Source organism: Mycobacterium sp. (genome assembly GCF_035623875.1).
GTDB lineage: Bacteria > Actinomycetota > Actinomycetes > Mycobacteriales > Mycobacteriaceae > Mycobacterium.
The window spans coordinates 1-3065 of the sequence record NZ_DASPSP010000048.1 but is presented as its reverse complement, the minus strand read 5'-3'; the positions used below and the strand labels follow the sequence as shown (position 1 = coordinate 3065).

Sequence of the window (3065 nt, the reverse complement as noted above, 5' to 3'; positions counted from 1 at the left end):
TCATAAGCTTTGGGTTCTGACAGTTGACCCGCTAACCCGGGCCGTCACTGGCGGCGGCAAATAGCGGCACCAGGACGTCGCTGATCGGCGTCGCGATGCCGTGGGTGCGCGCCTTGCGGATGATCACCTCGTTGCGGATGTCCCACTCCAGCGGCCGACCGGCCTCCCGGTCGGCCAGCATCGAGGTACCCATATCGGCCGGCGCCTGACGGAATATGCCGACCAGCTCGTCGACGACGCCGTCACCGAGGTCGGCGCCCTCGGCGCGGGCGACCGCCGCGCATTCGGCGACGTATCGGCGCGACATCGCGGCCACGTCGTCGCGGCGGAACATCCCTAACCGTCGCCCGGTCAGCACCATTAGGCCGGCCAGCGCGTTCGCCAGCAGCTTGCGCCAGGCCGCAGTGGTGAAGTCCGGGTCGCACTCCACCGTGCACCCGGCGCCGTTCAACAAATCCGCGATCTTGGCCGCGGCGGGCCCGGTTGGCAGCACCAGCCGGGCTTCCGTGCGCAGCCGTACCCATCCTTCGGGCTGAGTCTCGGCGCTGTACCAGACGATGCCGGGTATCACCGTCGATGACGGGCAATGCGGCTGGACCTGCTCGATCTGCTCGACACCGTTTTGCAGCACGACGACGATGGTCTGCTCATCGCACAGCCGCGCCAGCCAGCGACCGCCGTCGTCGTTCTGGGTGGCCTTGATCGCCAGCAAGACCACCCCGACCGGCCCGGTGATCTCGGCGGGATCGGTGTGTACGGGCCCGGGCACCACGATCGGATCGGCCCCGTCGGGCCGTAGTTCGATCTGTGATCGCGGTGTCCGCCCACATACCAGAATCGAGTGACCGGCGGCGTATAGGTACCCGGCGACCGTTGTACCGACGGCGCCCGGACCGACAATTGCAATATCCATGACGACCCTTGAAATTACCGCCTCTAGACTGTGCTGTCGTGCTACGCAGTCACGCCTCCGGATCGTTGCGCGCCGCGGATGCGGGCCAAAAGGTGACGCTGGCAGGATGGGTGGCGCGACGGCGCGACCACGGCGGGGTGATCTTCATCGACCTGCGCGATGCGTCGGGGGTGTCCCAGGTGGTGTTTCGCGCCGCCGATGTGCTGGCCCAGGCCCACCACCTGCGCGCCGAGTTCTGCATCGCCGTCGAGGGTGTCGTCGAGATCCGGCCGGAGGGCAACGCCAACCCCGAGATCGCCACCGGCGAAATCGAAGTCAACGCAACGTCCTTGACGGTGCTGGGGGAGTGCGCACCGCTGCCGTTTCAGCTCGACGAGCCGGCCGGCGAGGAGACCCGGCTGCGTTATCGCTATCTCGACTTGCGGCGCGACGGCCCCGGTGGGGCAATTCGGTTGCGGTCCAAGGTAAATGCTGCCGCGCGCGAGGTGCTGGCCGCGCATGACTTCGTCGAGATCGAGACCCCGACGATGACGCGCTCGACACCGGAAGGCGCCCGCGACTTCCTGGTGCCCGCCCGGCTGCAGCCCGGCTCGTTCTACGCGTTGCCGCAAAGCCCGCAGCTGTTCAAGCAGCTGCTGATGGTCGCCGGCATGGAGCGCTACTACCAGATCGCCCGGTGCTACCGCGACGAGGACTTCCGCGCCGACCGGCAGCCGGAATTCACCCAGCTCGACTTGGAGATGAGCTTCGTCGACGCCGACGACGTCATCGCGATCTCCGAGCAGGTGGTCAAGGCGGTATGGGCATTGATCGGCTACGACTTGCCGCTGCCGTTGCCGCGGATCAGCCACGCGGAAGCGATGCGACGGTTCGGCTCGGACAAGCCCGACCTGCGATTCGGGCTAGAGCTGGTCGAGTGCACAGACTTCTTCAAGGACACTATGTTTCGGGTGTTCCAGGCGCCGTATGTGGGTGCGGTGGTGATGACGGGAGGGGCGTCGCAGCCGCGCCGCACACTGGACGGCTGGCAGGACTGGGCCAAGCAGCGCGGCCACAGGGGTCTGGCGTATGTGCTGGTCGGTGAGGACGGCACGCTGAGCGGTCCGGTCGCCAAGAATCTGTCCGACGACGAACGCGCGGGTTTGGCGGCACACGTCGGCGCCCAGCCTGGTGACTGCATCTTCTTTTCTGCGGGGCCGGCCAAGGCGTCCCGCGCCCTGCTGGGCGCCGCCCGCGGGGAGATCGCTCACCGGCTCAACCTGATCGACCCGGACGCGTGGGCGTTCACCTGGGTGGTGGATTTCCCGCTGTTCGAACCGGCCGATGAAGCCACCGCCGCTGGTGAGGTCGCGGTGGGTGCGGGTGCGTGGACCGCGGCGCATCACGCGTTCACCGCGCCGAAGCCAGAATCGGAGGCCACCTTCGACACCGATCCGGGCAGCGCGCTGGCAGACGGCTATGACATCGTCTGCAACGGCAACGAGATCGGTGGCGGCTCAATCCGTATCCACCGCCGCGACATTCAGGAACGGGTGTTCGCGATGATGGGTATCGGCGCCGCGGAGGCGCAGGAGAAGTTCGGTTTCTTGCTGGACGCGTTCACATTCGGCGCGCCGCCGCACGGCGGGATCGCGTTCGGCTGGGACCGGATCGTCGCGCTGCTGGCCGGGACGGACTCCATCCGCGAGGTCATCGCGTTCCCGAAGTCTGGCGGCGGCGTCGACCCGCTGACCGACGCTCCGGCGCCGATCACCGCCCAACAGCGCAAGGAGTCGGGAATCGACGTCGTGCCTGAGTCGCGCCGAGATCGACGCTAGAGCGACGTGTGGCCGGCGTTTCTGCGCTGGCGTCGATCTCGGCGACACACAGCGGAATAGACGGCCGACCCGGCGAGGTTGACGGGGCATGACGCCCGTTGGCGGCGACGCAGAGCCAAGCGATGAGGAGGAGTGGCGCGTATGACCCAGGAGATCCCGGACGCCGAAACGATCGAAGCGTTCAACAAGACCATCACCGACGAATTCCGGGCCAACGACGGCAAGGTCGGCGGTCCATTCGAAGGTGCCCACCTGCTGCTGCTGAGCACAACAGGAGCCAAATCCGGACAGCCGCGACTGTCGCCGTTGGCTTATTTCCGTGTCGACGGCAAGCT

The 3065-nt window shown here is 67.2% G+C and carries 3 protein-coding genes; 2 read left to right on the top strand and 1 reads right to left on the bottom strand.

The features are described 5' to 3' along the window. Positions 1-31: 31 nt before the first annotated feature. A complete protein-coding gene (locus tag VEI45_RS04245) occupies positions 32-913 on the bottom strand; it encodes an oxidoreductase (RefSeq protein WP_324850445.1) in 882 nt (293 codons plus the stop codon). Between the two features lie 38 nt (positions 914-951). On the opposite strand from VEI45_RS04245, the gene aspS reads away from it, so the two are divergent. Further along, positions 952-2730 carry an aspartate--tRNA ligase gene (gene aspS, locus VEI45_RS04240; protein ID WP_324850443.1) on the top strand — a complete coding sequence of 593 codons (1779 nt, stop codon included), beginning with the start codon at positions 952-954 and terminating at the stop codon, positions 2728-2730. Positions 2731-2871: 141 nt separating this feature from the next. After that, on the top strand, positions 2872-3065 hold a 194-nt coding region (locus VEI45_RS04235; RefSeq protein ID WP_324850441.1), incomplete at its 3' end, for a nitroreductase/quinone reductase family protein.